This window comes from Granulibacter bethesdensis CGDNIH1 (assembly GCF_000014285.2).
In the GTDB taxonomy this organism is placed as follows: Bacteria; Pseudomonadota; Alphaproteobacteria; order Acetobacterales; family Acetobacteraceae; genus Granulibacter; species Granulibacter bethesdensis.
In genome coordinates, this window is sequence record NC_008343.2 from 1,168,341 (window position 1) to 1,192,318 (window position 23,978).

The 23,978-nt window shown below is 61.8% G+C and carries 23 protein-coding genes and 1 riboswitch; of the genes, 8 read left to right on the forward strand and 15 right to left on the reverse strand.

Going from position 1 to position 23,978, the window contains the following annotated elements:
- Position 1 precedes the first annotated feature (1 nt).
- A riboswitch (cobalamin riboswitch) is annotated at positions 2-239 on the reverse strand.
- A gap of 51 nt (positions 240-290) precedes the next feature.
- The 5 genes from GBCGDNIH1_RS17680 to GBCGDNIH1_RS17695 all read right to left on the reverse strand — a co-directional run bounded on the left by GBCGDNIH1_RS17680 (position 291) and on the right by GBCGDNIH1_RS17695 (position 3,700).
- Positions 291-1,133 (reverse strand): class I SAM-dependent methyltransferase, encoded by an 843-nt coding sequence (locus GBCGDNIH1_RS17680; RefSeq protein WP_011631742.1) that lies wholly within the window; start codon positions 1,131-1,133, stop codon positions 291-293.
- Between the two features lie 33 nt (positions 1,134-1,166).
- The gene (murA, locus tag GBCGDNIH1_RS17685) at positions 1,167-2,429 is read right to left on the reverse strand and encodes a UDP-N-acetylglucosamine 1-carboxyvinyltransferase (RefSeq protein ID WP_011631743.1); all 1,263 of its coding nucleotides are present in this window, start codon (positions 2,427-2,429) and stop codon (positions 1,167-1,169) included.
- A 78-nt stretch (positions 2,430-2,507) separates the two neighbouring features.
- Positions 2,508-3,062 carry a dCTP deaminase gene (gene dcd / locus GBCGDNIH1_RS17690; protein WP_011631744.1) on the reverse strand — a complete coding sequence of 185 codons (555 nt, stop codon included), beginning with the start codon at positions 3,060-3,062 and terminating at the stop codon, positions 2,508-2,510.
- A gap of 37 nt (positions 3,063-3,099) precedes the next feature.
- On the reverse strand, positions 3,100-3,330 hold the full coding sequence (locus tag GBCGDNIH1_RS24755) for a hypothetical protein (protein ID WP_025319063.1): 231 nt from the start codon (positions 3,328-3,330) through the stop codon (positions 3,100-3,102).
- A gap of 31 nt (positions 3,331-3,361) precedes the next feature.
- Complete coding sequence (locus GBCGDNIH1_RS17695; protein ID WP_025286518.1) at positions 3,362-3,700, reverse strand: hypothetical protein; 339 nt, start codon at positions 3,698-3,700, stop codon at positions 3,362-3,364.
- Positions 3,701-3,942: 242 nt separating this feature from the next.
- Between GBCGDNIH1_RS17695 and GBCGDNIH1_RS17700 the strand changes: the two genes are divergently transcribed.
- Positions 3,943-4,524 carry an HdeD family acid-resistance protein gene (locus GBCGDNIH1_RS17700; protein ID WP_043452781.1) on the forward strand — a complete coding sequence of 194 codons (582 nt, stop codon included), beginning with the start codon at positions 3,943-3,945 and terminating at the stop codon, positions 4,522-4,524.
- Between the two features lie 17 nt (positions 4,525-4,541).
- Here the strand turns inward: GBCGDNIH1_RS17700 and GBCGDNIH1_RS17705 are convergent, their stop codons facing one another.
- Both GBCGDNIH1_RS17705 and fumC read right to left on the reverse strand, forming a co-directional pair.
- The gene (locus GBCGDNIH1_RS17705; RefSeq protein WP_232449684.1) at positions 4,542-6,002 is read right to left on the reverse strand and encodes a metal-dependent hydrolase family protein; all 1,461 of its coding nucleotides are present in this window, start codon (positions 6,000-6,002) and stop codon (positions 4,542-4,544) included.
- Between the two features lie 186 nt (positions 6,003-6,188).
- Positions 6,189-7,664 carry a class II fumarate hydratase gene (gene fumC, locus GBCGDNIH1_RS17710; protein ID WP_025319060.1) on the reverse strand — a complete coding sequence of 492 codons (1,476 nt, stop codon included), beginning with the start codon at positions 7,662-7,664 and terminating at the stop codon, positions 6,189-6,191.
- A gap of 207 nt (positions 7,665-7,871) precedes the next feature.
- On the opposite strand from fumC, the gene GBCGDNIH1_RS17715 reads away from it, so the two are divergent.
- From GBCGDNIH1_RS17715 to GBCGDNIH1_RS17730, 4 genes are all read left to right on the forward strand, one after another.
- Positions 7,872-9,164 (forward strand): threonine/serine ThrE exporter family protein, encoded by a 1,293-nt coding sequence (locus tag GBCGDNIH1_RS17715; protein ID WP_162288470.1) that lies wholly within the window; start codon positions 7,872-7,874, stop codon positions 9,162-9,164.
- 99 nt (positions 9,165-9,263) lie between these two features.
- A complete protein-coding gene (locus GBCGDNIH1_RS17720; protein ID WP_043452782.1) occupies positions 9,264-9,650 on the forward strand; it encodes a hypothetical protein in 387 nt (128 codons plus the stop codon).
- Positions 9,647-11,143, forward strand: a complete 1,497-nt coding sequence (gene mqo, locus GBCGDNIH1_RS17725) for a malate dehydrogenase (quinone) (RefSeq protein WP_011631751.1) — start codon at positions 9,647-9,649, stop codon at positions 11,141-11,143. The genes GBCGDNIH1_RS17720 and mqo overlap by 4 nt, the downstream gene beginning before the upstream one ends.
- A gap of 332 nt (positions 11,144-11,475) precedes the next feature.
- A protein-coding gene (locus GBCGDNIH1_RS17730; RefSeq protein ID WP_095206535.1) for an IS5 family transposase occupies positions 11,476-12,245 on the forward strand; the annotation gives its coding sequence in 2 pieces (ribosomal slippage) (positions 11,476-11,791 and positions 11,791-12,245; 771 coding nt in all).
- Positions 12,246-12,806: 561 nt separating this feature from the next.
- Here GBCGDNIH1_RS17730 and GBCGDNIH1_RS17735 read toward each other — a convergent pair.
- On the reverse strand, positions 12,807-13,829 hold the full coding sequence (locus GBCGDNIH1_RS17735; RefSeq protein WP_011631753.1) for an IS110 family transposase: 1,023 nt from the start codon (positions 13,827-13,829) through the stop codon (positions 12,807-12,809).
- A gap of 179 nt (positions 13,830-14,008) precedes the next feature.
- Positions 14,009-15,025, reverse strand: coding sequence for a zinc-binding alcohol dehydrogenase family protein (locus GBCGDNIH1_RS17740; protein ID WP_025319056.1), 1,017 nt, complete (start codon positions 15,023-15,025; stop codon positions 14,009-14,011).
- A 315-nt stretch (positions 15,026-15,340) separates the two neighbouring features.
- On the opposite strand from GBCGDNIH1_RS17740, the gene GBCGDNIH1_RS17745 reads away from it, so the two are divergent.
- Complete coding sequence (locus GBCGDNIH1_RS17745; protein ID WP_011631755.1) at positions 15,341-16,021, forward strand: LysR substrate-binding domain-containing protein; 681 nt, start codon at positions 15,341-15,343, stop codon at positions 16,019-16,021.
- Positions 16,022-16,101: 80 nt separating this feature from the next.
- Here the strand turns inward: GBCGDNIH1_RS17745 and GBCGDNIH1_RS17750 are convergent, their stop codons facing one another.
- Complete coding sequence (locus GBCGDNIH1_RS17750) at positions 16,102-16,863, reverse strand: SDR family NAD(P)-dependent oxidoreductase (protein WP_025319055.1); 762 nt, start codon at positions 16,861-16,863, stop codon at positions 16,102-16,104.
- A 48-nt stretch (positions 16,864-16,911) separates the two neighbouring features.
- Positions 16,912-18,192 carry a TCR/Tet family MFS transporter gene (locus GBCGDNIH1_RS17755; RefSeq protein WP_011631757.1) on the reverse strand — a complete coding sequence of 427 codons (1,281 nt, stop codon included), beginning with the start codon at positions 18,190-18,192 and terminating at the stop codon, positions 16,912-16,914.
- Between the two features lie 82 nt (positions 18,193-18,274).
- On the opposite strand from GBCGDNIH1_RS17755, the gene GBCGDNIH1_RS17760 reads away from it, so the two are divergent.
- Positions 18,275-18,889 (forward strand): GNAT family N-acetyltransferase, encoded by a 615-nt coding sequence (locus tag GBCGDNIH1_RS17760; protein WP_011631758.1) that lies wholly within the window; start codon positions 18,275-18,277, stop codon positions 18,887-18,889.
- Here the strand turns inward: GBCGDNIH1_RS17760 and GBCGDNIH1_RS17765 are convergent.
- The 3 genes from GBCGDNIH1_RS17765 to GBCGDNIH1_RS17775 form a co-directional block, all read right to left on the reverse strand.
- Entirely contained in the window at positions 18,886-20,022 is a 1,137-nt protein-coding gene (locus tag GBCGDNIH1_RS17765; RefSeq protein WP_011631759.1) for an FAD-dependent oxidoreductase, read from the reverse strand. The genes GBCGDNIH1_RS17760 and GBCGDNIH1_RS17765 overlap by 4 nt on opposite strands.
- A 423-nt stretch (positions 20,023-20,445) precedes the next feature.
- Positions 20,446-21,060, reverse strand: a complete 615-nt coding sequence (locus tag GBCGDNIH1_RS17770) for an FMN-dependent NADH-azoreductase (protein WP_011631761.1) — start codon at positions 21,058-21,060, stop codon at positions 20,446-20,448.
- Between the two features lie 23 nt (positions 21,061-21,083).
- Complete coding sequence (locus GBCGDNIH1_RS17775) at positions 21,084-21,875, reverse strand: DODA-type extradiol aromatic ring-opening family dioxygenase (RefSeq protein ID WP_011631762.1); 792 nt, start codon at positions 21,873-21,875, stop codon at positions 21,084-21,086.
- A gap of 76 nt (positions 21,876-21,951) precedes the next feature.
- On the opposite strand from GBCGDNIH1_RS17775, the gene GBCGDNIH1_RS17780 reads away from it, so the two are divergent.
- Positions 21,952-22,848, forward strand: a complete 897-nt coding sequence (locus tag GBCGDNIH1_RS17780; RefSeq protein ID WP_011631763.1) for a LysR family transcriptional regulator — start codon at positions 21,952-21,954, stop codon at positions 22,846-22,848.
- 121 nt (positions 22,849-22,969) lie between these two features.
- Here GBCGDNIH1_RS17780 and GBCGDNIH1_RS17785 read toward each other — a convergent pair whose 3' ends face one another.
- Complete coding sequence (locus GBCGDNIH1_RS17785; protein ID WP_011631764.1) at positions 22,970-23,911, reverse strand: quinone oxidoreductase family protein; 942 nt, start codon at positions 23,909-23,911, stop codon at positions 22,970-22,972.
- Positions 23,912-23,978: the final 67 nt, after the last annotated feature.

Here is a 23,978-nt window from a genome sequence, read left to right on the forward strand (position 1 = left end):
GTTGTGATCCATTGACGACGGCAGGTCTCCTGGCTCGCGATGTGGAAACGGCATACTTCCAGCCTTCCCGGATCATTCCGATCCAGTGGCAGCCCATCCCGGCTGGAAACCGGAGAGGGGCGCGGAGGATACCTCATCGCTGACAGTTGCGGGGGCAGCTGCCGACTTGCCACCCGAAGGCAGCGCACGGCATTCCCTTTCTCGCCCGCTCGCGCGGGACCGTCGCGAACGGTTTTTTAGCGGAATGTTACGGGAAAGACAGCAGCAAAATCTTGCTGCTCCAAGGATTTTCAGGCGGTGGCGGGCTTACGCAGAAGCATCACAATCTGATCGGTGATCAGCGCATCCCGATGATAGGCCTCCAGCAAATGAGGAGGGACTTCCAGATCGGTCGTTGTCCGATAGTCCCTAATCACCTCGAAACCTGTTGCTTCCGCAAGACTGCGTAGTTGCGGAGCCGTTACGCGGTTGAGGGTCTCAAATGTCTCCCAGAGGGCTGCGCGTTCGGTCGCGGTATCTGCTTCAGGGGGAATATAGACGGCCCATGCATTACGGACCTGTGCTGATGTTTCCGGCGCATTGAACAGGCGTCGCCGGAACTCATCTGACTGAAGGGAGAGGTGCGCCCAAGGTTCCACCAGCCAGGGCATCATGTGGGAACCATTCGGAGAATAATACAGCGGATCAATCTGCAGAAAAAAATGGCCGCCAGGATTGATGACATCGAAGATCGACTGCATCGCGGAAGACAGCAGGTCTTGGGAAACATGCTCAAACACTGACCAGCTGTAGACAACGTCAAACATCCCGAACGCTTCAAGACTGGCACCCGGAGCAATTTTGCGCAGGTGAAAGTTTGGGGGCAGTTTAGAAAGACCGAGTTGCGTCCGCGCCAGAGGCAGGCACTGCTCGTATACATCCAGAACCTCCACACCCACCATGCGCTGAGGCTGCTTGCGGAGCACGGACCCAAGCGCCATGGTTCCTTCCCCACATCCAAATTCCAGAACATCTTTTCTGTATAAGCCGCCACTTTCTGTCAGCCAGTCTGAAATGATGTCCGGCACAGTGACAAACTTGGTATGATACAGGGGGTCCCGTATATTTTCGATCAGCTGTTCGATCTGCATCATTGGCTCCAGAAAGAGTGGGCAGTTGACAGATGCCTACCCGCTGATCCGCTCAATATCCGCGCCGCAGGCCGAAAGTTTTTCGGCTACACTCTCGTAACCACGATCCAGATGATAGACGCGGTTGACGATGGTTTCACCCTCCGCGGCCAGCCCGGCGAGGATCAGTGACAGGGAGGCGCGGAGATCGGTTGCCATGACCGGTGCGCCCGAGAGTTGGGATACTCCGCGGACGATGGCGGAGGCCCCGTGGACGTTGATGCGGGCACCCATCCGGTTCAGTTCCGGCACATGCATGAAGCGGTTTTCGAAAATGGTTTCGGTAACCATGGAGGCCCCTTCCGCCACGGACATCAGCACCATGTACTGGGCCTGCATATCGGTCGGAAAGCCGGGATAGGGCTCGGTCATCACATCGACGCCATGCAGACCGTTGCGGCGGCTGACCAACAGGCCGGAGTCCTGTTCCTCAATCTCGACTCCGGCCTCCCGCAGGGTGCGGGCGACTGCCCCCAGATGATCCAGCCGGGCATTGCGCAGCAGCAGGCGGCCACCAGTAATGGCCGCAGCGCAGGCATAGCTGCCGGTTTCGATCCGGTCGGGAATGATACTGTGTTCAGCGCCATGCAGGTGCTTTACGCCTTCGATCCGCAATTCTCCGGTGCCGATCCCTTCGATTTTAGCGCCCATGGAAATCAGGCAATGGGCGAGATCCTCGATCTCCGGCTCCCGTGCCGCATTGCGCAGGGTGGTGATGCCGTCCGCGAGGCTTGCCGCCATCAGCAGGTTTTCCGTAGCCCCGACCGAGGGCATCGGCAGCACGATATCCGCCCCGCGCAGGCGACCCTGAACCCGGGCGTCGATATAGCCGCTTTCCAGAGTGATGACGGCCCCCATCTGCTCCAGCCCTTTGAGGTGCATGTCCACCGGGCGTGTGCCGATGGCGCAGCCGCCGGGTAGGGAGACGCGGGCTTCCCCACAGCGAGCCAGTAGTGGTCCGAGTACCAGAACAGAGGCCCGCATTTTCCGCACGATGTCGTAGGGGGCTTCGGTATTGGTGATCTGGCCGCCAAGGGAAAGGATGCGACCCAGCGGATCGAGCCGTTCCACAGCGATGCCGTGTTGCTCGATCAATGCTTTCATGGTGCCGATATCGGCAAGGCGCGGAACATTGTTCAGGACCAGCCTGTCATCCGTCAGCAGACCGCAGGCCATGACCGGAAGAGCGGCATTTTTCGCGCCTCCAATAGCAATTTCCCCGGCCAGCGGATGCCCGCCGCGAATCCTGATCCGATCCATATTCTTCAGTCAGCTCCGTTCATGACGCGCATTCCTGCCGGGATGGCAGATGAGAGTGCCTGGTGAGGGTAGAGCACCTTACATACGGGGAAGGGAGACGCCCCGTTGTCCCATATATTTGCCTGCCTTGTCGGCATAGCTGGTCTCGCAGTCGCTGTCGCCGCGTAGAAACAGGAACTGGCAAATGCCTTCGCCTGCGTAAATACGGGCGGGCAGGGGAGTGGTGTTGCTGATCTCGATCGTGACCTGCCCCTCCCATTCCGGTTCCAGAGGGGTGACGTTCACAATGATCCCGCAGCGTGCATAGGTGGATTTGCCCAGACAGATCACCAGAACATTACGCGGAATCCGGAAATACTCGACGGTATGGGCCAGTGCAAAGCTGTTAGGGGGGATAATGCAGACCGGGCCTTTGCGATCCACGAAGCTGGCCGGGCTGAACGCCTTGGGATCAACGACGGCTGAATCCACATTGGTGAAGATTTTGAACTCATCCGCTACACGGGCATCATAGCCGTAGCTGGACAGGCCATAGCTGATCACGCCGTCACGCTTCTGCGTTTCGACGAACGGCTCGATCATGCCGTGACCGGTCGCCATCTGACGAATCCAGTGATCGGGCATTATGGACATGGCGATGAACTCCCCGCACGCATCGTCGGGGTCTATCTCACCCGCGTTGCGGGGACAACAGGGGGCTTTCTTCGGATGTCTCGCCGGGCGCCGTTACAGCAGTCGTGAGGGAGGGGGAAGCAGCCTGACGGGCGCGTTGCTGGGCCTTGCGGCGCAGAAGATTGGCACGAAGAGCCTCTGCCTCCCGCGCGCGTCTTTGGGCAGAGGGTTCGGGTGGGCGTGCGGAAGCGCCTTCACGGTCATCGGGGTGATGCTCACGCTCGGTCATAGCGGGCTTTTTGCGCGGCGTTCTGACAAAATCAAGGAGTCCAGTCGTCGATATTCGGGATGGTGTCGGAGAGCAGGGCATCCTGTGATGTCATGGCACTCCCCTGATAAGTCTGGAATGAGGTGTTCTGATATGGCTTGGCCACAGGGGAGGAAATGCGTACCGGCACCCCGAAGATGCTGAAATCCGGCTCATCATCATCTGTAACGGGGCTCTGCTGGGTGGAGGGGATGTTCATCCCTTGCCCTTTTCCATCTGCTGAAATGGACGTGCTGTGCTTTGCGCGTGCCTGCGCGTCAGGCGCTGTGGAAACACCACAGGCCAGAAAGGTCAGGGCTGCCAGTGCGATGGGAAGACGATGTGCCACCATGAGGGGCCTCCGGGGGTGTCTATCTATGTCTGAGTCTTAAATAGTATTGCGGCAGCTACGTTGCCAATTAAAGGCGCGTAAAACCATAAAAATATATTTTGTTAAAATATGTCAGGTGTTGGCATGACGCTTTACATCAGGCCTGGGCCATGCAGAGGGAAAGAAAACTATACAGAATAAAACTGTGCCGTTGTCGGAGGATTAATGCCATCCTGCACAAAACATTCCGGAGCATTCTGTCGATGAGCGGTTCCTTTCCTCCTTCACCATCTTCCGGCCCGGTTTTTTCAGGGCTGTCGCGTGCCGGCTCGGGCATTCTTACTCTGGAAGGTATCCTGTTGCTCATTCTCGGCATCGGAGCCTTGCTGGTGCCGGTTCTGGCGGGGATATTCACAGCCGGCATGATCGGATGGCTTCTGTTCATCATCGGCGCGATAGGACTGATCAGCACGCTCGCCAGCCGTCCTCATCTGCATCTGGCAGGGGGGCTTCTGTCCTCGCTGGCTGCAATTCTGGTCGGATTGGTCGTGGTGCTGTTTCCCGCCGGGATGGCTGTAGCCCTGTCCTGGCTGATCGCGGCATGGCTTATGATGGACGGCGTATCCTCAATCATGATCGCCACGACCGCACGCCAGATCAACGCCGGACGGTGGTGGTGGCTGGTTATCTCCGGTATTGTCGACTGGGTGCTGGCTTTGATGATTGCTTTCAGTAGTGCGACAACCGGTATTGCACTGGTGGGCACGTTGATCGGGATCGATCTGCTGATCGGTGGTGTAGCGATGCTGGGTCTGGCGCATAATCTGCGCGCCGGAACACGCTGACGGTCAATGGAGACGGTTTATGCTGCGAGCGTATTCTTGTAAAAACGACCGTCTTTCATGATAATTTTGAAATTCCTGTCTGGATTGGCAATCAGCGTAATGTCTGTAAGCGGATTGCCATCCACCAGCAGAAGATCGGCATAGGCTCCTTTTTCCAGCACGCCGATTTTGCCCGGATAAGGGCTGCGTGGCCCGCATAATTGCAGCAATGTGCCATTGGTACCGGTTGCCATGCGCAGGATGTCAGCATTGCCGTACCAGCGCGTCAGCGTGGTCAGAATGGCACCCTGATTTTTGGTCATGGCCGGATTGAACAGGATATCCGTACCCCATGCGGTCTTGATTTTATAGTGTCTGGCCAGTTGATATGCGCGATCCGTGCCAGCAAACATGGCAAGCTGTTTGGCGCGATTTTTTGATCCTTCCGGATGGGGATTGGCAAATTGATTGTCGAGGAAAGCCTGCAGGCAGAGCCAGACATCTTTTTCCGCCAGCAATCTTGCAGTTGCTTCATCCATCAACTGACCATGCTCGATACAGCGTACGCCGCTATGCACCGCGGTCTGGATCGCGCGGGAGGTGTAGGCATGGACGGTTACATACGTATGCCAGTTCTCGGCGCAGGCAACGGCAGCCCTGAATTCGGCTTCGGTATACTGGCTGACATCAAGCGGATCATAATGTGATGTCACGCCGCCGCCGGCTGCCAGTTTGATCTGACTGGCACCGAGCATCAACTGCTCCCGAACCCGCTTGAGCACCTGATCGACCCCATCGGCGATCATATCGGCGCCCAGCGTTTCGCTGTGGGAGAGGGGGGCTGCCGGCGGGGATGGTATTTCGTATGGAAAACGGAAATCACCATGGCCGGAGGTCTGTGAAATCATCGCACCGGATGGCCAGATCCGAGGACCTGCATTCAGCCCGCTATCAATAGCCCGTTTGAGTGCAAAGCTTGGACCGGCCATATCCCTGATGCTGGTGAAGCCTCGCAACAGGGTTCTGTGCGCTTCCTCCGCTGCAATCAGAGTGATGTAGCCGATATCGGCTGTCATCAACTCGCTCATGGGCAAGGCTGCCATCATGCTGTGCCAATGTGCGTCGATCAGACCCGGCATCAGTGTTCCGCCATGGCCATCAATGATCGTGGCTCCGTCCGGTAAGGGGGCGCCTGCCTGCTCGATCGTATCGATCAGATTGTCTTTGACGACAAGTTGCAGCCCTGATTGTAGAGTTTTGGAAACACCATCGAAAAGCTGGATATTCCTGAACACAACCGGGGCTGCGGGAGGGGCGGGAATCGCGGCTGAGGCTTCTGTCAGGTACAGAGAGGCTCCGCCCAGTATGGCGGATGCACCGGCCAGAAAAGAGCGGCGAGAGAACTTCGCTTCAACCAGCGCATTGAGCCTGGCAAATCCCGGGCTGTGACAGAGACATGGTCCGGTTTCTGCCAGATCGACAGTGTCACATCGACGCATGGCCATCTCCGGGCTGATGTGGTCGGCAAGAGTCTCCAGCCAATCCTTAGAACAAAGGGGAACATATAGTTCCCCTCCGCAAAACAGTCAGAACAACAGAGGCATTTTTGCAGACAGTCGGGGGTTGTTCCCTGTTTCAACCGGGTGCGCAGTCATACGCACCCGACTGAATCAAGGATATCGGATTCAGGCGCCTGCGACGCCTTCACCGACCAGTTTCTGCGGATCGACCACCCGATTGAACGTTGCCTCGTCCACTTTGCCGGATTTGAGTGCTGCTTCCCGGAGCGTTGAACCATCAGCATTCGCCGCTTCGGCGATATGGGCCGCATTGTCATAGCCGATGACCGGAGACAAGGCAGTGACCAGCATCAGCGACTGATCAACGCTCGCGTCGATGCGTGCGCGATTCAGCTCTGTGCCCTCAATGGAGTAAACGCGCATCTTTTCGCACATATCGCCGAGGATACGTGCGGAATGCAGTACATTGTTGATGATGATCGGGCGCATGGCATTCAGTTCAAAATTACCCTGACTGCCTGCAAACGCCACCGCATTGTCTTCGCCGATCACCTGGATGCAGACCATGACCATGGCTTCACACTGGGTGGGATTGACCTTGCCGGGCATGATGGAGGAACCCGGCTCGTTCTGCGGCAGCAGCAATTCACCCAACCCGCAGCGTGGGCCGGAGGCAAGCCAGCGAATATCATTGGCGATCTTCATCAGCGCGACCGCCAGTCCACGCAGGGCAGCCGAGGTGGCCACCATTGCATCAAGCGATCCCTGAGCCGAGAACTTGTTCGGCGCGGTGATAAAGGGTTTGCCCGTCAGTTCAGCAATCGTCTGAGCAATATCATGCCCGAAGCCCTTCGGCGCATTCAGGCCGGTCCCCACGGCGGTTCCACCGGCAGCCAGCTTGTACAGACCCGCTTTGGAGGCGACGACATTGGCAATGGCATCCCGCACCTGTTGGGCGTAGCCGGACCATTCCTGACCAACGGTCAGCGGTACGGCATCCTGAAGGTGGGTGCGACCTGTCTTGACCACGTTCATCCACTGGCTCGCCTTGGCTTCAAGCGAGGCCGCGAAGGCTTCAGCCTGCGGCAGCAGGACGGTATCCAGTTCCAGTACGGTTGCGATATGCATTGCGGTCGGGAATGTGTCGTTGGACGACTGGCCCATATTCACATGGTCGTTAGGGTGAACCGGAGCCTGCGCACCCAGCGTGCCCCCCAGAAGCTGGATCGCACGGTTGGACAGGACTTCATTGACGTTCATGTTCGACTGGGTGCCGGAACCCGTCTGCCAGACATAAAGCGGAAAATTGTCATCCAGCTTACCGGCAATGGTCTCCTCGGCCGCCTGAATGATGACCTTGGCACGCCAGTCTGCAAGCCGTCCGGCCTTGGTATTCACGATGGCGGCTGCTTTCTTGACGTAACCGTAAGCGTGATAAACTTCTTTCGGCATTTTATCGTTGCCGATCGAGAAGTGCTTCAGCGACCTCTGTGTCTGGGCACCCCAGTACCGATTTGCCGGGACCATCACGGTACCCATGGAATCAAATTCCTGGCGCTCACCGGGGGCATCAAGGCCGATCGGGACGTCTTTATAGACAGGATTCTGGTCAGTATCAGACGAGGAGGGGGGATTGCTCATGTCGGTATTTTTTCCCACTGGAAATTAGCGGCCTATCGAGGATGCCATGAAAATATAGTAGCGTAAATTGCTGCATAATCATGGCTTTCTAAAAAGAAAAATTTATAAAATTCAGCACTCCCTTATCGTCGTACAGGCTTTCCTTGTGCCACTATAGATAAAGTCACGCTCCAAATTATTGTTAACGAAAACTTACAGGATATGCTGGTGGCTATTCACCCTGTCTGGAGAAGAAATAACATTCTGGATGATGGAAACACGGATGCCACAGCATTGGTTGCTGATATTGCGACCATCGTGCATACGAATGGTCAGGAAAGCGAAGAGACCATCCAGCTGGTAGCCCGCCTTGGTGCCAGTTTCGGTCAGGTGATGTCAGTCATCCCCCAATGGGGATTTCTGTTGCTGCGCAACTCATCGGCTGTAGACAATTTTCATCCGCATATTCTGCCTGCCACGCCTGATGCCGTTGTGATCGACAGGGTTGCTGCAACCAGTCAGGTGGCTGAGGCCCTGATCGAGGGGCGCGTTGATCCTGAAACCGCCAGGCGACAGCTGGCCAAAGCCAGAAACCTGCCGGTTTCTCCAGATCATTTTTTTGCGCTCGCTTGTGCCATTGGGGCCGCCGCGCTTTCCGTTACATTCGGTATATCTCATCTCCTTTCTATTATTCTGACGGGCTTGAGCGCAGGAACAGGGGCTTATCTGCGCCGTTTTATTGCCCGGGCAGGGGGAAATGGGCTGGTGCAGAGTTTTTGCGCAGCCCTGCTGGCTGGCGTGATCGGTGCTGTTGCAACACGACTGAATCTGAGTTCAGAACTACGTCTGATCGCGGTATGTCCATGTATGGTGCTGGTTCCCGGACCGTTTCTTCTCAACGGAACACTCGACCTGCTGGGTAACCGGATGCCCCTTGGCATAGCGAGGCTGAGTTTCGCCGGGATGATTTTGCTGGCCATCAGTGCCGGGCTGCTGACCGGATTGTTCCTGTGTGGCGTCACCTTGCCCCCTATGCCTGCCAGCCGGGAAGTGGCCCTGTGGATAACCGCTTTGGCAGGAGGAGTCGCAGCGGCCTGCTACAGTATATTTTTCTCAATGCCTCTTCGTCTGCTGGGCTGGCCCATCATTACAGCAATTGCGGCAGACACTGCCCGCTGGATCGCAATGGCCCTGTTCGGGGCCGGGCCAGTCATTGGCGCCAGCGTGGCGGGATTTGTGGCCTCCATTGTGTTGATGCCGGTTGCCAGACGCCATCATATTCCGTTTGCCGGAATTGGTTTTGCATCGGTGGTGTCACTTATGCCGGGTGTTTTTGTGTTCCGTATGTTTGCAGGGCTTTTGGCTTTGCAGCATGCTTCTTCCGCAGACATGACCACCCTGCTGGAGGGAACGCTCACGGATGGGCTGACGGCGTTTCTGGTGGTTGCTGCGATGACCGTTGCAATCGTGGTGCCGAAACACACCTATGACGCATACAGGGCACGGCACATTGCGGGATGACCGACTGCGTTTTTGTTCAAATGTTGTGTCGTGCGACTTTGATTTTTATCCATTTTGTAAGCAGCTAAGTGAGGCAGCGATATGATCCGATGCGTCAGAATGTGGACCGGCCCGGATGGCAATTCACTCTTCGAGGAAGGAGTCATCACCCTCAAGGAGGGCGCGCGCGGTGACTTTGTGGGGCTTCCGATCAAGACTCAATATATCTCCTTTCAGGAGACAAAATCCGGTGGATCCTATGAGTGGCATCAGGATCCGGTGCCGCGTTTCGTGATCACTCTTTCCGGGACGCTTGAATTTGAAACCAAATCCGGTGCGACCTTCACCATACGCCCGGGCGATATTCTGCTGGCGCAGGATAACAGCGGCTCTGGCCATAAATGGCGGCTGATCGGAGATGATCCCTGGCGCCGGGCTTATGTGGTTTATGAAGAGTCGGAAGATCTCCGTTTCACTCCCGTGCCTCACAAGGAATCGGCTGAATGACCAGCTCTGCCAATTTACGTCCTGATATTGTCCTGATCGGCGCCGGTATCATGGGTGCAACCTTCGGCACCCTGCTGAAGGAACTCAACCCGTCCTACAGCATGATGATGTTCGAGCGCCTCAGTGATTGCGGGCAGGAAAGCTCGCAATCATGGAACAATGCAGGTACGGGGCATGCGGCCAATTGCGAGCTGAATTATACGCCTCAGCGCCCTGACGGTACGGTGGAAATTACCCAGGCTCTCAGGGTCAATACAGAGTTCGATCTGTCGCGCCAGCTTTGGTCCTATCTGGTGACGAAGGGAGCCATTCCTGATCCCCAGTCCTTTATCCATCCGTGCCCGCATATGAGCATGGTGTGGGGCGCTGAAAACGTCGCTTTTCTCAAGGCGCGTTTTCAGGCGATGTCCGCCCACCATTGCTATCATGGCATGGAGTATACGGAGGATGGGGCACAGATCGAAAAATGGGCTCCCTTGACCATGGAGGGGCGTGATCCCGCCGAGCCTGTTGCGGCAACGCGTATTATTACCGGCACCGATGTGGATTACGGCTCCCTGACTCATCTGCTTGTTGCTCATCTCAAGGCGCAGCCTGACTTCGACCTTCATTATAATACCGAGGTAGAGGGACTGGATCGGGAGCCGGATGGGCGCTGGCGTGTCACCTTCAAGGATGTCAATAGCGGGGAACGTCATTCTGTTTCCGCCGGCTTCGTCTTTATCGGTGCTGGCGGGGCTTCGATCGATCTGCTGCAAAAGTCGAATATTCCCGAAGGAAAGGGATATGGAGGCTTCCCGGTCAGCGGTATCTGGCTGCGTTGCGATGTGGATGCGGTCACACAGCGTCATCATGCCAAAGTGTATGGCAAGGCTTCCAGTGGTTCCCCGCCTATGTCGGTGCCGCATCTGGATACGCGCGTGATCGACGGCAAGACGTCTTTGCTGTTCGGGCCTTATGCGGGTTTCTCTACAAAGTTCCTGAAGCATGGATCGCTGACCGATCTGTTTGGCTCGATTACCCTTCATAATATCGGACCTTTGCTCGATGTTGGTCGACATAACATAGAGCTCACTGAGTATTTGATTGCGCAGGTTCTGCAGACGCATCATCATCAGTTTGAAATGCTCAAGGCCTTCTTCCCGAATGCGAAACGGGCGGACTGGAAAGAGGCCGTCGCCGGACAGCGTGTGCAGGTGATCAAGCCTTATCCGGATGGCGGTGGCTTTCTGGAGTTCGGCACCGAAATCGTGCCTGCGGCGGATCATTCACTGGTGGCTCTGCTGGGAGCATCCCCAGGCGCCTCCACGGCGGCGGCTATTGCGCTGGAGGTGCTGGAAGCCTGCTTTGCGGACCGCCTGACCGATGATGCGTGGCTACCGGCCCTCAAGCGGATTATTCCGACCTACGGGATCGACCTGCGTGAGGATGCTGAAGCCTGTCGTGCCAGCCGGGCTGCAACGGCTTCTGTTCTGAATATCGATAACATCTGATATGGCTGCCCCGGATAAACCAATTCCTGTTTGTCCGGGGTATGTCTGTTGGATTGCGGCCAATCGCGCTGATCGAGATGCTGCGGCCAGCAAATTCTTTGCGCGCTGATACGCCCAAGTCCCCTGATCGAGTCCTTTGTACCTGCACAGCCCACATAAAACGGTTTGTAGACATCCGACCGGAACGTCGTGCACCCCGGAAGCCCAGGAAGCGATGGCGGGCCGCGCCAGACCCGGATGAGCACTATGTCTACGCTATAGCCCTCTAGGGCCTGTTAGCGCCTGAAGTAGGCTCTATGTCGCTGACTTTTCCGAACAGGAGAAGCGTGCAGATGCTGAGCGACGAGCAATGGGCTGACTTGGAACCGCTGATCGAGGTGTGCCGCCCGCATGCCAAGGTGCCGAGCCCGCACATGCGGCGGACGATCGACGCGATCCTGTTGCGTCATCAGAACGGGGCGAAGTGGCGGTCTCTGCCGGCGGAGTTCGGCCCGTGGTGGATGGCGGCTCAGACCTTCATCCGCTGGGCGCGACTCGGCGTTTGGGAGAAGCTTCTAGCTCTGGTTCAAGAACGCGGCGTCAGGCTGGGCATGGTGTTCCTGGACGACACCAACGTCCGAGCGCATCAGAAGGCAGCCGGTGCCAGCCGAAAGGGGGATCTGCATCGGGCCGAGACGGCCGTGAAGCGCTTGGCCGATCTCGTGGCGGCTATGGCACCAAGGCCTGCGTGATGGCCGACGGTGCAGGGCGCGCCATCGCCTTCCGCCTCGCACCTGGCCAGGCCCATGAACTGCCGAACGCCGCCCCGCTCCTCGACCGCCTGCCGGGCATGCCCAAATGGGTCGTGGCCGACCGCGGCTACACCAGCCATGCCTTCCGCCAGCACATCTGGGACATGGGCGCTCGTCCTGCGATCCCGCCGCTTCGCCACGAGGCGACCGTCGCCTGCCCGGACTGGATCTACAACAACCGCAACAGGGTCGAGCGCCTTTGGGCTCGGCTGAAGGAATGGCGCGCCGTTGCCACCCGCTACGAGAAAACCGCCGTCAGTTTCCTCGGCGTCCTCTGCCTTGCCGCAGCGCTCGATTGGATCAAGCGCTAACAGGCCCTAAATCCCTCATCAGGTGGAACCCGCGTCCGATCGTGCTTCAACGGATCGGTTTGGCACGGCCCGACCGTCCGGTGATATTCCTTGACAGGAATGACAGCTTGAAGCGACGTCGGAAACATTCCCGCTTCTCCATGTTCGGCGAGCCGTCTTGGGAAATGCCAATCGGGAACAGCTTTTGAGAAAACGAGGGCTGCCTGGCGCATACGAGGAGGATTTTTCCCCTACGTTCTCGCTGTTTGTTCGTCGTCTAACCGCGCCGGTTGCAAGTGCTTTTCGAGATATCGCGGCCGGAAGCATGGTCGTCTTCGCGGTCGGTATAGGCCGCCGCATGATGGGGCTTCGCGGGTTTTCGAGATATCGCGGCCGGAAGCATGGTCGTCTTCGCGGTCGGTATAGGCCGCCGCATGATGGGGCTTCGCGGGTGACCCTTCCTATGTTTTCGACGCACTTGATCGCCAAAGGGTGTCTGGTGCAACGAACGTCTCGGAATGGGTCAGCCTACGTCCCGGCAGGACGTCTCGTTGGCGCCTTGCGACGCTGGCGAGCTGGGGATCAAATGGTGGCAGGCGTGCTCCGGAACGGTTCGCCGGTGGTCAGCATGGTGTGCATGATGACGGCGAGCTTGCGGGCGACGGCCACCGCGGCGCGCTTGAAGCCGAGCCGCTCTCGCAGCTTCAGACCCCATGTGCGCAGATCGGATTGTGCCCGGCTGCGGGTGAGCAGCGATGTAGCGGCCTCGTAGAGCAACCCCCGTAGGTGGCTGTCGCCCCGCCGGGAGATATGCCCGTCATAGTCGACCTCGCCGGACTGGTAGCGCCGGGTCGTCAGTCCGACCCAGGCACCGACGGATCGAGACCGCCTGAAGTTGTCCGGTTCCTCGATCGCGGCAATGAATGAGGTGGCGGTCACGACACCGACGCCGGGGATGGACATGAGGAGTTGGCAGGCATCGCTGTGCCGGGCGTCCGCCAGCAGCGTGCGGCTCAACTCCGCGGTGCGCAGGCGAACGGCACGCCAGGCTTCCATCAACGGGCGGATGATCCGGCCGAGATCGGCATGGTCGGCCAGCAGCGCTTCGACCTGGCGCTCGAACTTGCCGCCGGTGACCAGCGGCACGACGAGGCCGAACGTCTTCATCAGGCCCCGGATCTGGTTCGACAACTCCGTCCCGATCCGCACCAGACGGGTCCGCGCCGCCACCAGCGTGCGCGTCAGCATGCTGTCGAAGCTCTTGACGCGAACCACCTTGTAGAACCCGACCTCGGCAAGATGGGCCAGGCCATCGGCGTCGTTGGCGTCGGTCTTGTTCGCCGCCATGTCGAGCGCGGCCTTGGCATGGCGCGCATCGATGCAGATCGCTGGCAGCCCTTCCGCGCTGAGCGCATGGAAGAACCAGACGGACAGTGGTCCGGTCTCGAACACCACCCGCCTGGTGGCAGGCGCACGTTCGCGGATCAGCGCCGCAATCGTCTTCGGATCCGACGGACACTTGCCGCGCCAAACCCGCTTGCCTCCCCGGCGAATGGATACCGCGGTCTCTTTCAGCGAAACGTCGAGCCCGATATACTCGTTCATGGCTGTTCTCCATCAGATGCTTGGGCCCGGCTTCCGGTCGTGAGCCCGTTCTTCCATCTTATCGGGGAACAGCCACCAGCATCCATCTCGTGACAGCCCGGAGTACCGCTCCCGCGATTACCCCATGTTTTTGGGAGCGCGCTGGTCGCTGCCCTTTGTAGACAGCGACTATTGCTGGATCAGGCGAGGTCCACGACCAGCTTATAGCCGGAAATGCCGTCGCGCTGGGCCTCGATCGCCGGCTGGAACGCCTCTAATTCGCGCCCGACGATGCGGGGCTCAGGTGCCGCAACATATCTGCCGGAGGCCAGCGCCGATGGCAGGAAATCTCGGTAGATCATCGGGCCGACCTCGTTATCGCGCAGGCTGGTGCAGAAGATCGCGTTGACCTCCACGCCCTCGGGCACCTCGATCTGCGGTGGAAGCGTGGCGGTGACGAAGCGGCGTCCGTCGGCGCGGCTGACGACCGCGAACGTGCTGGCAAGGTTGCCGGTGGCGTGGAACGCGCCCGCCAGCGTCTTGCCCGCAAGCGCGGCCACGACCTGCTCCACGGCATCGGCCGCCCTGTGATCGATCACCCGTGTCGCCCCGAGCCGGCGAACGAGGTCTGCATTGCGCGGCGACGCGGTCGCGATCACCTCATAACCGGAAGCGGTCGCGAGTTGCACCGCATTGCAGCCGACGCTCGACGACGCTCCCCAGATCAGCACGACCTCACCGCTGGCCTGTGGCTCGAGCGTGGGGTGGCGGAGGCCGAGCTGATCCGCCTGGTAGAGGCCGACTGCCGCGGTGCCGATGCCGAGCGGCAGAACCGCAGCTTTGGTCGCGTGGAGGTCGTCGGGGATCGGCGCGGCCATATGTGCCAGCACCACCGTGTGCTGCTGGAAGGCGCCCTGCGCCGGCTGGTTGACCGTGGTGCCGACCGCCTGGCCCAACACCCGGTCGCCGACCGCGAAGCGGTCGACGCCTTCGCCGACCGCCACCACCGTACCGGCGACGTCGCTACCGACGATCGCGGGGTAGTCGAGCCACGGCAGCATGGCCATGTCCTGGAGCAGATAGTCGAGCGGATTGATGCCTACGGCCTCGTTGCGCACCAGGATTTCGCCTGCGCCGATCGCCGGCACCTCCGCCGAGCCGATGGCGAGTGGCTCGCCCGGCTTGCGCTGCCATGCAGCGTTGTTTTCGGTTGTCATGGAATTCTCTCCGTCGCGGTATCTCCCGCTCAAGATACGGCGCCTGGCGTTGCCCGCAATGGCATCGTCTGGCACACGTTGTTACCATGAGATCAACAATAGGTATCGGCTCCCATCGCGAGCTCCTGACCTTTATGGCCGTGGCAAGCGAGCGCAGCTTCCGCGGCGCGGCGCGCGGGGGTATCGCCATCGGCGATCAGCCGGACGATCGGTCAGCTCGAGGCGCTGATCGGGGCGAGACTGCTCAACCGGACGACCCGAAGCGTAAGCCTCACGTCGGCGGGCGAACTGCTGCTGGCACGACTGTCGCCGCTCATGGCGGCGATCGACGAGGCTGTGAACGAGGTTGCGGCGACGAGCGCCACGCCGGGCGGCACCGTTCGCCTGAACCTGCCGCGGATCGCGGCGGAACTGGCGCTGTCGCCACTGTTCGTCGCCTTCGCCGAGGCGTTTCCGAAGGTCACGCTCGACCTCACCATCGACGACGGCATCAGCGACATCGTCGCCGACGGCTTCGACGCAGGCATCAGGATCGGCGGACGGCTCGTGCAGGACATGGCCGCGGTGCCGCTGACGCCCGACATACGGAATGCGGTCGTGGGCTCGCCCGCCTATTTCGGCAAGCGCCCGGCACCGCAGCACCCCCGCGACCTGCTGCATCACGCCTGCCTCAACTATCGCTGGGCGAAAACGCACGAGGTCTATCGCTGGCGGTTCGAGGAGAATGGGCGCGCGCTCGAGCTTTCGGTCGATGGCGGCCTGGTCGCCAGCGATACGGGCGTCCTGTGTGATGCTGCCCTGGCGGGGATGGGATTGGCTTGCTTGCCGGACCTTCTTGTCGCCCCATTGGTCACCTCCGGTCGGCTTGTGCGAGTGTTGGAGCCCTATTGTCCTATTCAGGCGGGGTTCTTTCTCTATTACCCACTGAACAGACATCCCTCAGGCGCTCTCAGAGCATTCATCGACTTCGCTCGCGCGCAGGCCCCGATCGCCTAGTTTCTGACGCGAACGACAAGGACGATCCAGACCGTGATCGCAGTGTGCTTTCGCGCGGTAGATGCCGACGAATACGCCAATCACTGGTTCCAACCGCCGATCGCGGCGATGGTCTGTCCAGTGATCCACGACGCCCGGGATGAGGCAAGGAACACCACCAGGTCGGCGATCTCTTCCGGGCGGCCCAGCCTTCCCCAAGGCAGCGTCGCCAAGGTCTTGGCATAGGCTTCCGGCTTCGTTTGGCGGATGCGGTCCCACTGGCCGCCCGGGAACTCGATGAACCCCGGCGAGACGCAGTTCACCCGGATGTTCTTGGTCGCCAGCGTCACCGCCTGGATGCCACTGTAGTGGATCAGGGCGGCCTTGGCCGCGCCATAGGCGGGGGTGGTAACCGAGGACGCCGGGATCATGCCCGACCCGCTGCCGATGTTGACGATCGCCGCGCCCCCCGCTGCTTCCAGATACGGCAGGGCGTATCGCGACGCGCGCACCGCAGCCATGATGTCGACGTCGAAGCTCGCCGTCCAGTTCGCTTCGTCGTCTCCGAACCCGTAACCGGTCGCGTTGTTGACGAGCACATCGATGCCGCCCATCGCGTCTGCGGCCGCTTCGATGAAGGTGCGGATCTCTTCGTCCTGTGAAAGATCACAGCGAAACGCCCCGGTTACATGGCCATGCTCCGCGATTGCGGCTCGGGCATCTTCCAGCGCCTCGGCGCCTCGCGCGCAGATCGACACCGCCGCGCCCGCCTCCGCGCAAGCGAGCGCGATGCTGCGGCCGATCCCGCGGCTCGCCCCGGCCACCACCACTTTCCTGCCCGTCATGTCGATACGCATCGTCATCAATCCTCCTTCGAGACCGTCGTTCTCGACACGTTTCCCGCTATCCTGTCAGTTCCGACCCCAGCAATCGGCTACACCCTCAGGAACGCGTCTGACGCCAGTTCGGCCCTGTCCGGCGGCATCTGCGATGCGCGATGCGCGCCCCGGCGTGCTGACCAGCACGAACGGTACGGCAATCAGATTGACCGCCATCACCGCGAGCCAGATCGCACCCGGCCAACGGTGCTGGACGGCGAAATAAGCGGCGGAGAATCCGAGGGGGGCGATAATCGAGGCGAGGCTGACCGAGGAGGCGAGCAGGCCCTGCAACTGCCCCTGACGGCCTGTATCGACCTGTTCGGTGGCGAGCGCCTGCAAGGCGGGCGTGCCGATCCCGCCGAGCGCGAACAGGGGCATCAGCGCGAACACCATCCAACCTTGTGTCGCCAACGCCATGCCGGTCAGCGCCAGCGAAGAGCAGCCGAGCCCCGCTAACACCGCCTTGCGCTCGCCGAGCCATCTGGTCGCCGGACCGGGCAGGAACGCTTGAACAAGCGTTTGCCAGACTCCGAATGCGCCGAGCGACAGTCCGACCCACCAGCCATTCCATCCGAAGGCATCGTACCCCCACAAGGCCCAGCAGACGCTGTACGCTTCCCCTGCGCCGCTCAGCGCGAAATAGACGAGGACCAGCGGCAGCAGGCTGGGCATCGCGAACAGCCAGCGCATCGGCGCCAGCGGGTTGAGCGCCACCCGATCGAACGGATGAGATGACGGCGCGTGTGTTTCGGGGAGCGCGACCAGCGCGAGCAGCAGGTTCACGGCGGTGAACCCTGCCGCCGCGATGAACGGGAGCCGCACCCAATGCTCGCCCAGCACGCCGCCCAGCACCGGGCCAACGATGAAGCCCGCGCCGAACATCGCGCTCACCAGCCCGAACCGACGCGCACGCTGCTCGGCCGGCGTGATGTCAGTGAGGTAGGCGGTGGCGACCGACATGTTGGCGCCGCTCAGCCCGGCGACGGCGCGCCCCAGCATCAGCATCCAGAACTGCGGCGCCGCCGCCATCGCGAGGTAGTTGAACGCCGCGCCCGCCAGCGAGGCCAGCAGCACCGGCCGACGCCCGTAGCGGTCGCTCAGCACGCCGAGGACGGGGGCGAAAACGAACTGCATCGCCGCGTAGAGCGAGGCGAGCCATCCGACGTAGCGTGTGACGTCGCTGAGGTGAGTGACGTTCTGGATCAGCCGGGGAAGGATCGGAAAGACCAGCCCGATCCCCGCCGCGTCGAGCGCGACGGTGGCGTAGATGACGGCGAGCGACCGCCGGGTCGTGGCAGCCTCACCCGACATTGACAAACTCGCGGGCCAGGTGGCCCGATCCATCCCATGCGGATGGATCGACGTGCCGGATGAGCGGATAGCGAACGAGACAATGACCGAACCCGACCAAACCCTGCGTAGCGACCGCCTGTCGCTCGTCCCGCTCGAACACAGTCACCGCGCCGCGCTGCTGGCGGCAGCCGGCGATGGCTGGCTCTGGGAGCTTCGCTTCACCAACGTGCCCGGTTCCGACACGATCGATGCCTATGTGGACGCGGCGCTGACGGGGCGCGCGGGGGGCACGGTCATCCCCTATGTCATCGTGGTGGACGGCGAGGTGGTCGGCAGCACGCGCTTCTGGAAGCTGGATCGGGCAAACCGCAAGGTGGAGATCGGGCATAGCTGGATCGCAGCCTCCTGGCAGCGTAGCTTCGTCAACACCGAAGCCAAGTATCTGATGCTGGTGCACGCCTTCGAGCGTCTCGATTGCGTGCGGGTGCAATTCACTACCGACGTCCTCAACGAGCGCTCGCGTGCCGCCATCCTGCGGCTCGGCGCGGTCGAGGAGGGCATCGTTCGTCACGAGCGGATCATGCCGGACGGGCGCAAGCGCGATTCCGTCCGCTTCAGCATCATCGACGATGAATGGCCGGACGTGAAGCGCGGGCTGGAGGCGCGACGAGGCCGATCCGGCCGCGCGTCGACCCTAGCCACCGGGCCGCCCTAACCGCGCCCCGCGACGAGCCTGGCGAAGAGGTCGGCGACGCTCCGGGGCGCCTCGGAGCCAAAGAACAGCGAGAGATTACCGGCAGACTGCTGCGCGATCTCGTGGCTGCGCGGGAACATCGCCGTCTCATAGGTAGTAAAGGCGGCTTCCACGTCGTCGCCGTGTTCGAGGATTGCTTGAGCAAGCTCGGCACCGTCTAGCATGGCCAAGTTGGCGCCTTCGCCAGCGAACGGCGACATGAGATGCGCGGCATCGCCGACCAGCGTCACGCCGGGCATCCGCGGCCACTCGACATCGGGGGCGAGCGCGTAGATCGGACGGATCGTCGGCGCGGCGGTGCTGCCGGTGATGAGGTGGAGCAGGTGCGGTGCCCAGCCGGCGAACTGGTCGGCGACGAAGGCCAGCCCCGCCGCCCTATCATCGAAATCGACCGAGCGCACCCATTGCTCGGGCCGGTTGAGCGCGACATAGCCCGTCACGCTGCCGTCGCCGTGGCGGTGCGCGATGATGCCCTTGCCGGGCTCCACCGCCATCATCGTGCCGTCGCCGATGGCGGCGATGCTGGCCGCATCGGCGGGATCGCCTGCGCCGAGCGCGATCTCGATGAAGCAGGTGCCCGAATAGATCGGCTGCGCGTCGTAGATGAGCGGCCGTACCCGCGACCAGGCGCCGTCCGCGCCGACCAGCAGGTCAACCGTGGCTGACGAGCTGTCGGCGAACGTGATGCGGTGGCCTCCATCGGTCGACGTGAAGGACACGGCCTTGCGATCCCAGCGGATCGTATCGACGGGGAGCGACGCCATCAACAGCTTGCGCAGATCGCCGCGCTCGACCTCCGGGCGCGTCGACGCCTCGCTGCCCGGCGCATCGAACAGCACATTGCCCGCGCTATCGACGACGCGCTTGGCGTCCTCGCCGGGGCGGACGAGCGTCAGGAAGGCGTCGTAGAGGCCCGCCGCCTTCAGCGCCGGCTGACCGCTCTCCTCGTGCATGTCGAGCAAGCCGCCCTGCCAGCGCGCCGTCGCCGACGCTTCACCCTCGTAAATGACAGCCTCGACACCATGGCGATGAAGAACCCTGGCGAGTGTCAGCCCCCCAAGGCCTGCACCGACGATACCGATTGTCTTCTTCATGCACGCGCTCCCTTATCGGCTCGGCATCACATGATGCCGGCGATCGTTACCGGAAGACGCTGGTCGCCTTGCATGAGCGACGTATCTGCGGCGGTCTGAATGCCTTTTGATCCAAGACGCCGTTTTTCGCGACGCCAACCTCTTATGTAAGTCCGAGGATGCCAGCAAGGCTCGCGTCGCGTCCGCGCACCAAGGTTACGATGGCAACCCCGTAGGAGCGAGGCCGGCTCGGCTTGAACGGCTAGCCATTCGCGGGCATTCTCAAGCGCCGGCCATACACGGGTTTCGAGAAGCCACTGGTTTCCCCGATACAGGATCGATTCCAAGAACGCCTGCGCCGTCCCGCCGGGCGTTCGTTTACGGGAAGATTTCTATGTGACGAAGGCGATGGGCTGCATATCGCCACGCAGCCCATCGATCGGTTCAAGCGGCCGCAGCTTCGATCGCGGGCTGAAGAGTTTCGATGAAGTCCTCCATCGTCGTCTCGCGCATATCCACGGCCTTCGCACCGCCACCTGCCACTACAGTCACGTCGGCGATGCCGATCACGCCGAGAACCAGACGGAGGTACTGCGTCGCGATGTCGCGGTCGCGGATCGGCGAGCCTTCGGTGTAGACGCCGCCCGACGCCATCAACACCGTGGCTTTCTTGCCGGTGACGAGGCCCTTGCCGTCGAAGCCGAGCGTCATGCCCTTGCGCACGATGCTGTCGATCCAGGCCTTGAGTGCGGCCGGGACGTTGTAGTTGTAGACCAGCGTCGCGACCACGAGGTGGTCGCAGGCGAGGAGTTCGCCGACGAGTTCGTCCGACAGTGCAAGCTCCGCCTTCATCTCGGGCGAGTGCTGCTCGGACGGGGTGAAATACGCTTGGAGCCATGGCGCGCCGATGAACTGAAGATCGGTCTCCATCAGGTCGCGGGTCGTCACCTCGCCGTCCGAATGGGCGGCCTGCCATTCGGCGACGAAGCCGCGCGTCATGTTGCGCGAGATCGAATAATTGCCGCGTGGGCTGGTTTCGACGACGAGAAGCCTGGTCATGGGTGTTCCTTCTTGAGAACGGATCAGCCGAAGCGGAAGCCGGAGATCGGCTTGCCGAGCGCATGGCCGTGGAAGTGGACAGTGCCGGCCTCGCCCGATGCCGCGCCGGCCGCCACCATCAGCGGCAACAGGTGGTCTTCATGGGGCTGGGCGACGCGAGCGTATGGTGCGTCTTCCCAGCGGATCAGCGCCTCGTCGCGCGTCGCGCCGTCGATCATCGCGGCGCGCAGCCAGGCGTCGAAGGCTTCCGCCTTATCGTCCACCGCCGCCCCGCCGAAGAAGCCGCGCATGTTGTGGTAGGTCTGACCGCTGCCGAGGATCAGCACGCCCTCGTCGCGCAGCGGCTTCAACGCCCGCCCGATCGCGAGGTGAGCGGCGGGATCGAGGCCACGCTGCATGGAGAGCAGCACCACGGGCACATCGGCACCGGGCAGCATCACCTTCAGCGGCACGAAGATGCCGTGGTCCCAGCCTCGCTTATCCTCGGCGCCGTTGGCGATGCCGGCCTCCGACAACAGCTCGCGAACGCGTGCCGCCAGATCGGGTTCGCCCGGTGCGGGCCAGTTCAGGCGATAGGTGTAGTCGGGGAACCCGTCATAGTCGAACAGCAGCGGCGGGCGTGCACCAGCGTTGACGGTCGGTACGGCTTCTTCCCAATGACCCGAGATGGCGAGGATGGCACGCGGCGGCTCTTCCAGCGTCGCCATGAAGCCGCGCAGATAGGTTTCCAGCTCGCGCCAGGTGTCGCGCATCGGTCCCGGCTCCAGGAAGAAGCAGGGTCCGCCGCCGTGATTGATGAAGAAGGTCGGTTGCATGATCCCCGATATGGCGGCTGGACGGAGCTAGCGGGAGCGATAAAGATGTGATGATCCTTATCGGCTGAGGTGATGGATGATCGGTAGCCTTACTCTCGACCAGCTCCGTGTCCTCACCACGATCGCGGACGCGGGCAGCTTCTCCGCCGCCGGACGCAAGCTCGGCCGGGCGCAGTCCGCGATCAGCCAGGCGGTCGCCACGCTCGAAGACGTGCAGGGCGTGATCTTGTTCGACCGATCGGGCTTCCGGCCGGTATTGACCGATGTGGGCCGTGTGCTGGTGGCACAGGCACGTACCGTCCTGGCCGGCGCCGCCCAGTTCGAGGCCGTGGCAGCGGGCACGCGCGAGGGGGTCGAGCCCGAACTGGCGGTCGCGATCGATCCGCTGGTGCCGACCGCCGCGTTCATCGACAGCCTGCACGCGCTGCGCGCTGCGTTTCCGTTCCTGCCGGTAAGCTTTTCGACCGAAGGGCTCGGTGGGGCCGAGCGACGGTTGCGGCGCGGGGATGCCGCGCTCGCGCTCTGCATCCTGCTGCCTGGCGTGCCCGAAGATGTGGTGGCGCTGCCGTTGCTCGGGATCGACCTCGTGCCAGTGGTATCGCCAGCCCACCCGTTAGCCGGATTGGGCCGGTCTGCGACGCCTGCCGATCTGGAGGAGCATGTCCAGCTCGTCCTGTCAGACCCGGCCGCTCCGGACGGTCCGAGCTATGGCATCATCGGCACCAGGCCCTGGCGGTTCGTGGACCTCGCGCGGCGACTGGACTTCCTGTTGGCGGGCCTGGGATGGTGCCGGATGCCAGAGCATCTTGTCGCGCCATACCTCGCCGATGGCCGCTTGCTGGCCTTGGCGATCGAAGGCGACCCGGCCCGCGCGACTGGTCCGCTCACGATCTACGCCGCTCGCATGCGGGATCGCGCCCTTGGGCGAGCGGGAAGCTGGTTGCTGAACGAGTTACAGGCTCGGCTCGCTTGATGACGAATCCTGTTTCATGATCCGATTGGAAATACCTGGATCGTCTCGACCGCACTTCGCTTGTGGGAACGCGCCGGCCGGGGAAGGATGCTGTTTGATGCAAGCCGGGCTTCACGCTGCCTCAGCCTGTTTGAAAGACGATGCGCTCGCGCTCACCCTTGCCCCATGCTTCCGCTACATCGGCGAGCGCCACGGCACGATAGTCGAGCGTCAGGCTTGCCCCTGCCGCAGCCGTGAACATGCGTCCGGCCGCAGACATCATCTGGCCGAGCGAGAGACTGCCGATCCCGCTTCCGAGCAGCTCGATCCGCGATGAACGCAGGATGCCGGCCGGCAGCGCGATCTCCTCGCCGGTGATCGATCCGATCTGCGTGAAGCGCACCGGCACGCCCCTGCGACCGGCCGCAGCCGCCAGCAGCAGCGCACGCGCGCTCGGACCCCAAAGGTAATCCAGAACCACGTCCACGCCGGCGCCGAAATGCTCGGCCGCGGCGGCTTGGATAGCCTGCTCGTTGCCGTCGAGGCGGATCGTGGCGTCGACGCCGAGCGTGTCGAGAACGGCCTGGTTGCGTCCCGTCGCGATCACGCGGCGCGCGCCCAGGTGGCGGGCGATGGCGACCGCAAGCCGACCGGACGCGCCGGTCGCGCCGTTCACCAGCACCGTCTCGCCCGTTTGCAACTTCGCCCGCTCCGTTAGGGCACCCCATGACGACACGCCGGCGTTGCCGATCGCCGCAGCGGTCAGGTCGTCCACGTCGTCAGGCAGGGCCAGCCATTGGCCGTTCGGCACCGTCACCTGCTCGGCCATCGAGCCTTGCGGCGCCCGCGGCATGACGAAGAAGACGCGGGTGCCATCATCCAGCCGTCCGACGCCATCGAAGCCGGCGATGAAGGGGAAGGAGCCGCCCGAGGTGTAGTGCGTACCCGCCGCCCGACCCCGCGTCAGCGGGGTCAATGCCGCTGCGACGACATGGATCGTCACCTCGCCCTCTGTCGGCACTGGTGACGGGAAATCGCCATAGATGGGCACCTGCCCTGCGTGTTCGACAATTGCGGCCTTCATGTTCTGTCTCCGGGTTTGGATCAGGGTCGGGAAAGGGTATCGTCGCGGCCGCGCTGGGACGCGCGGA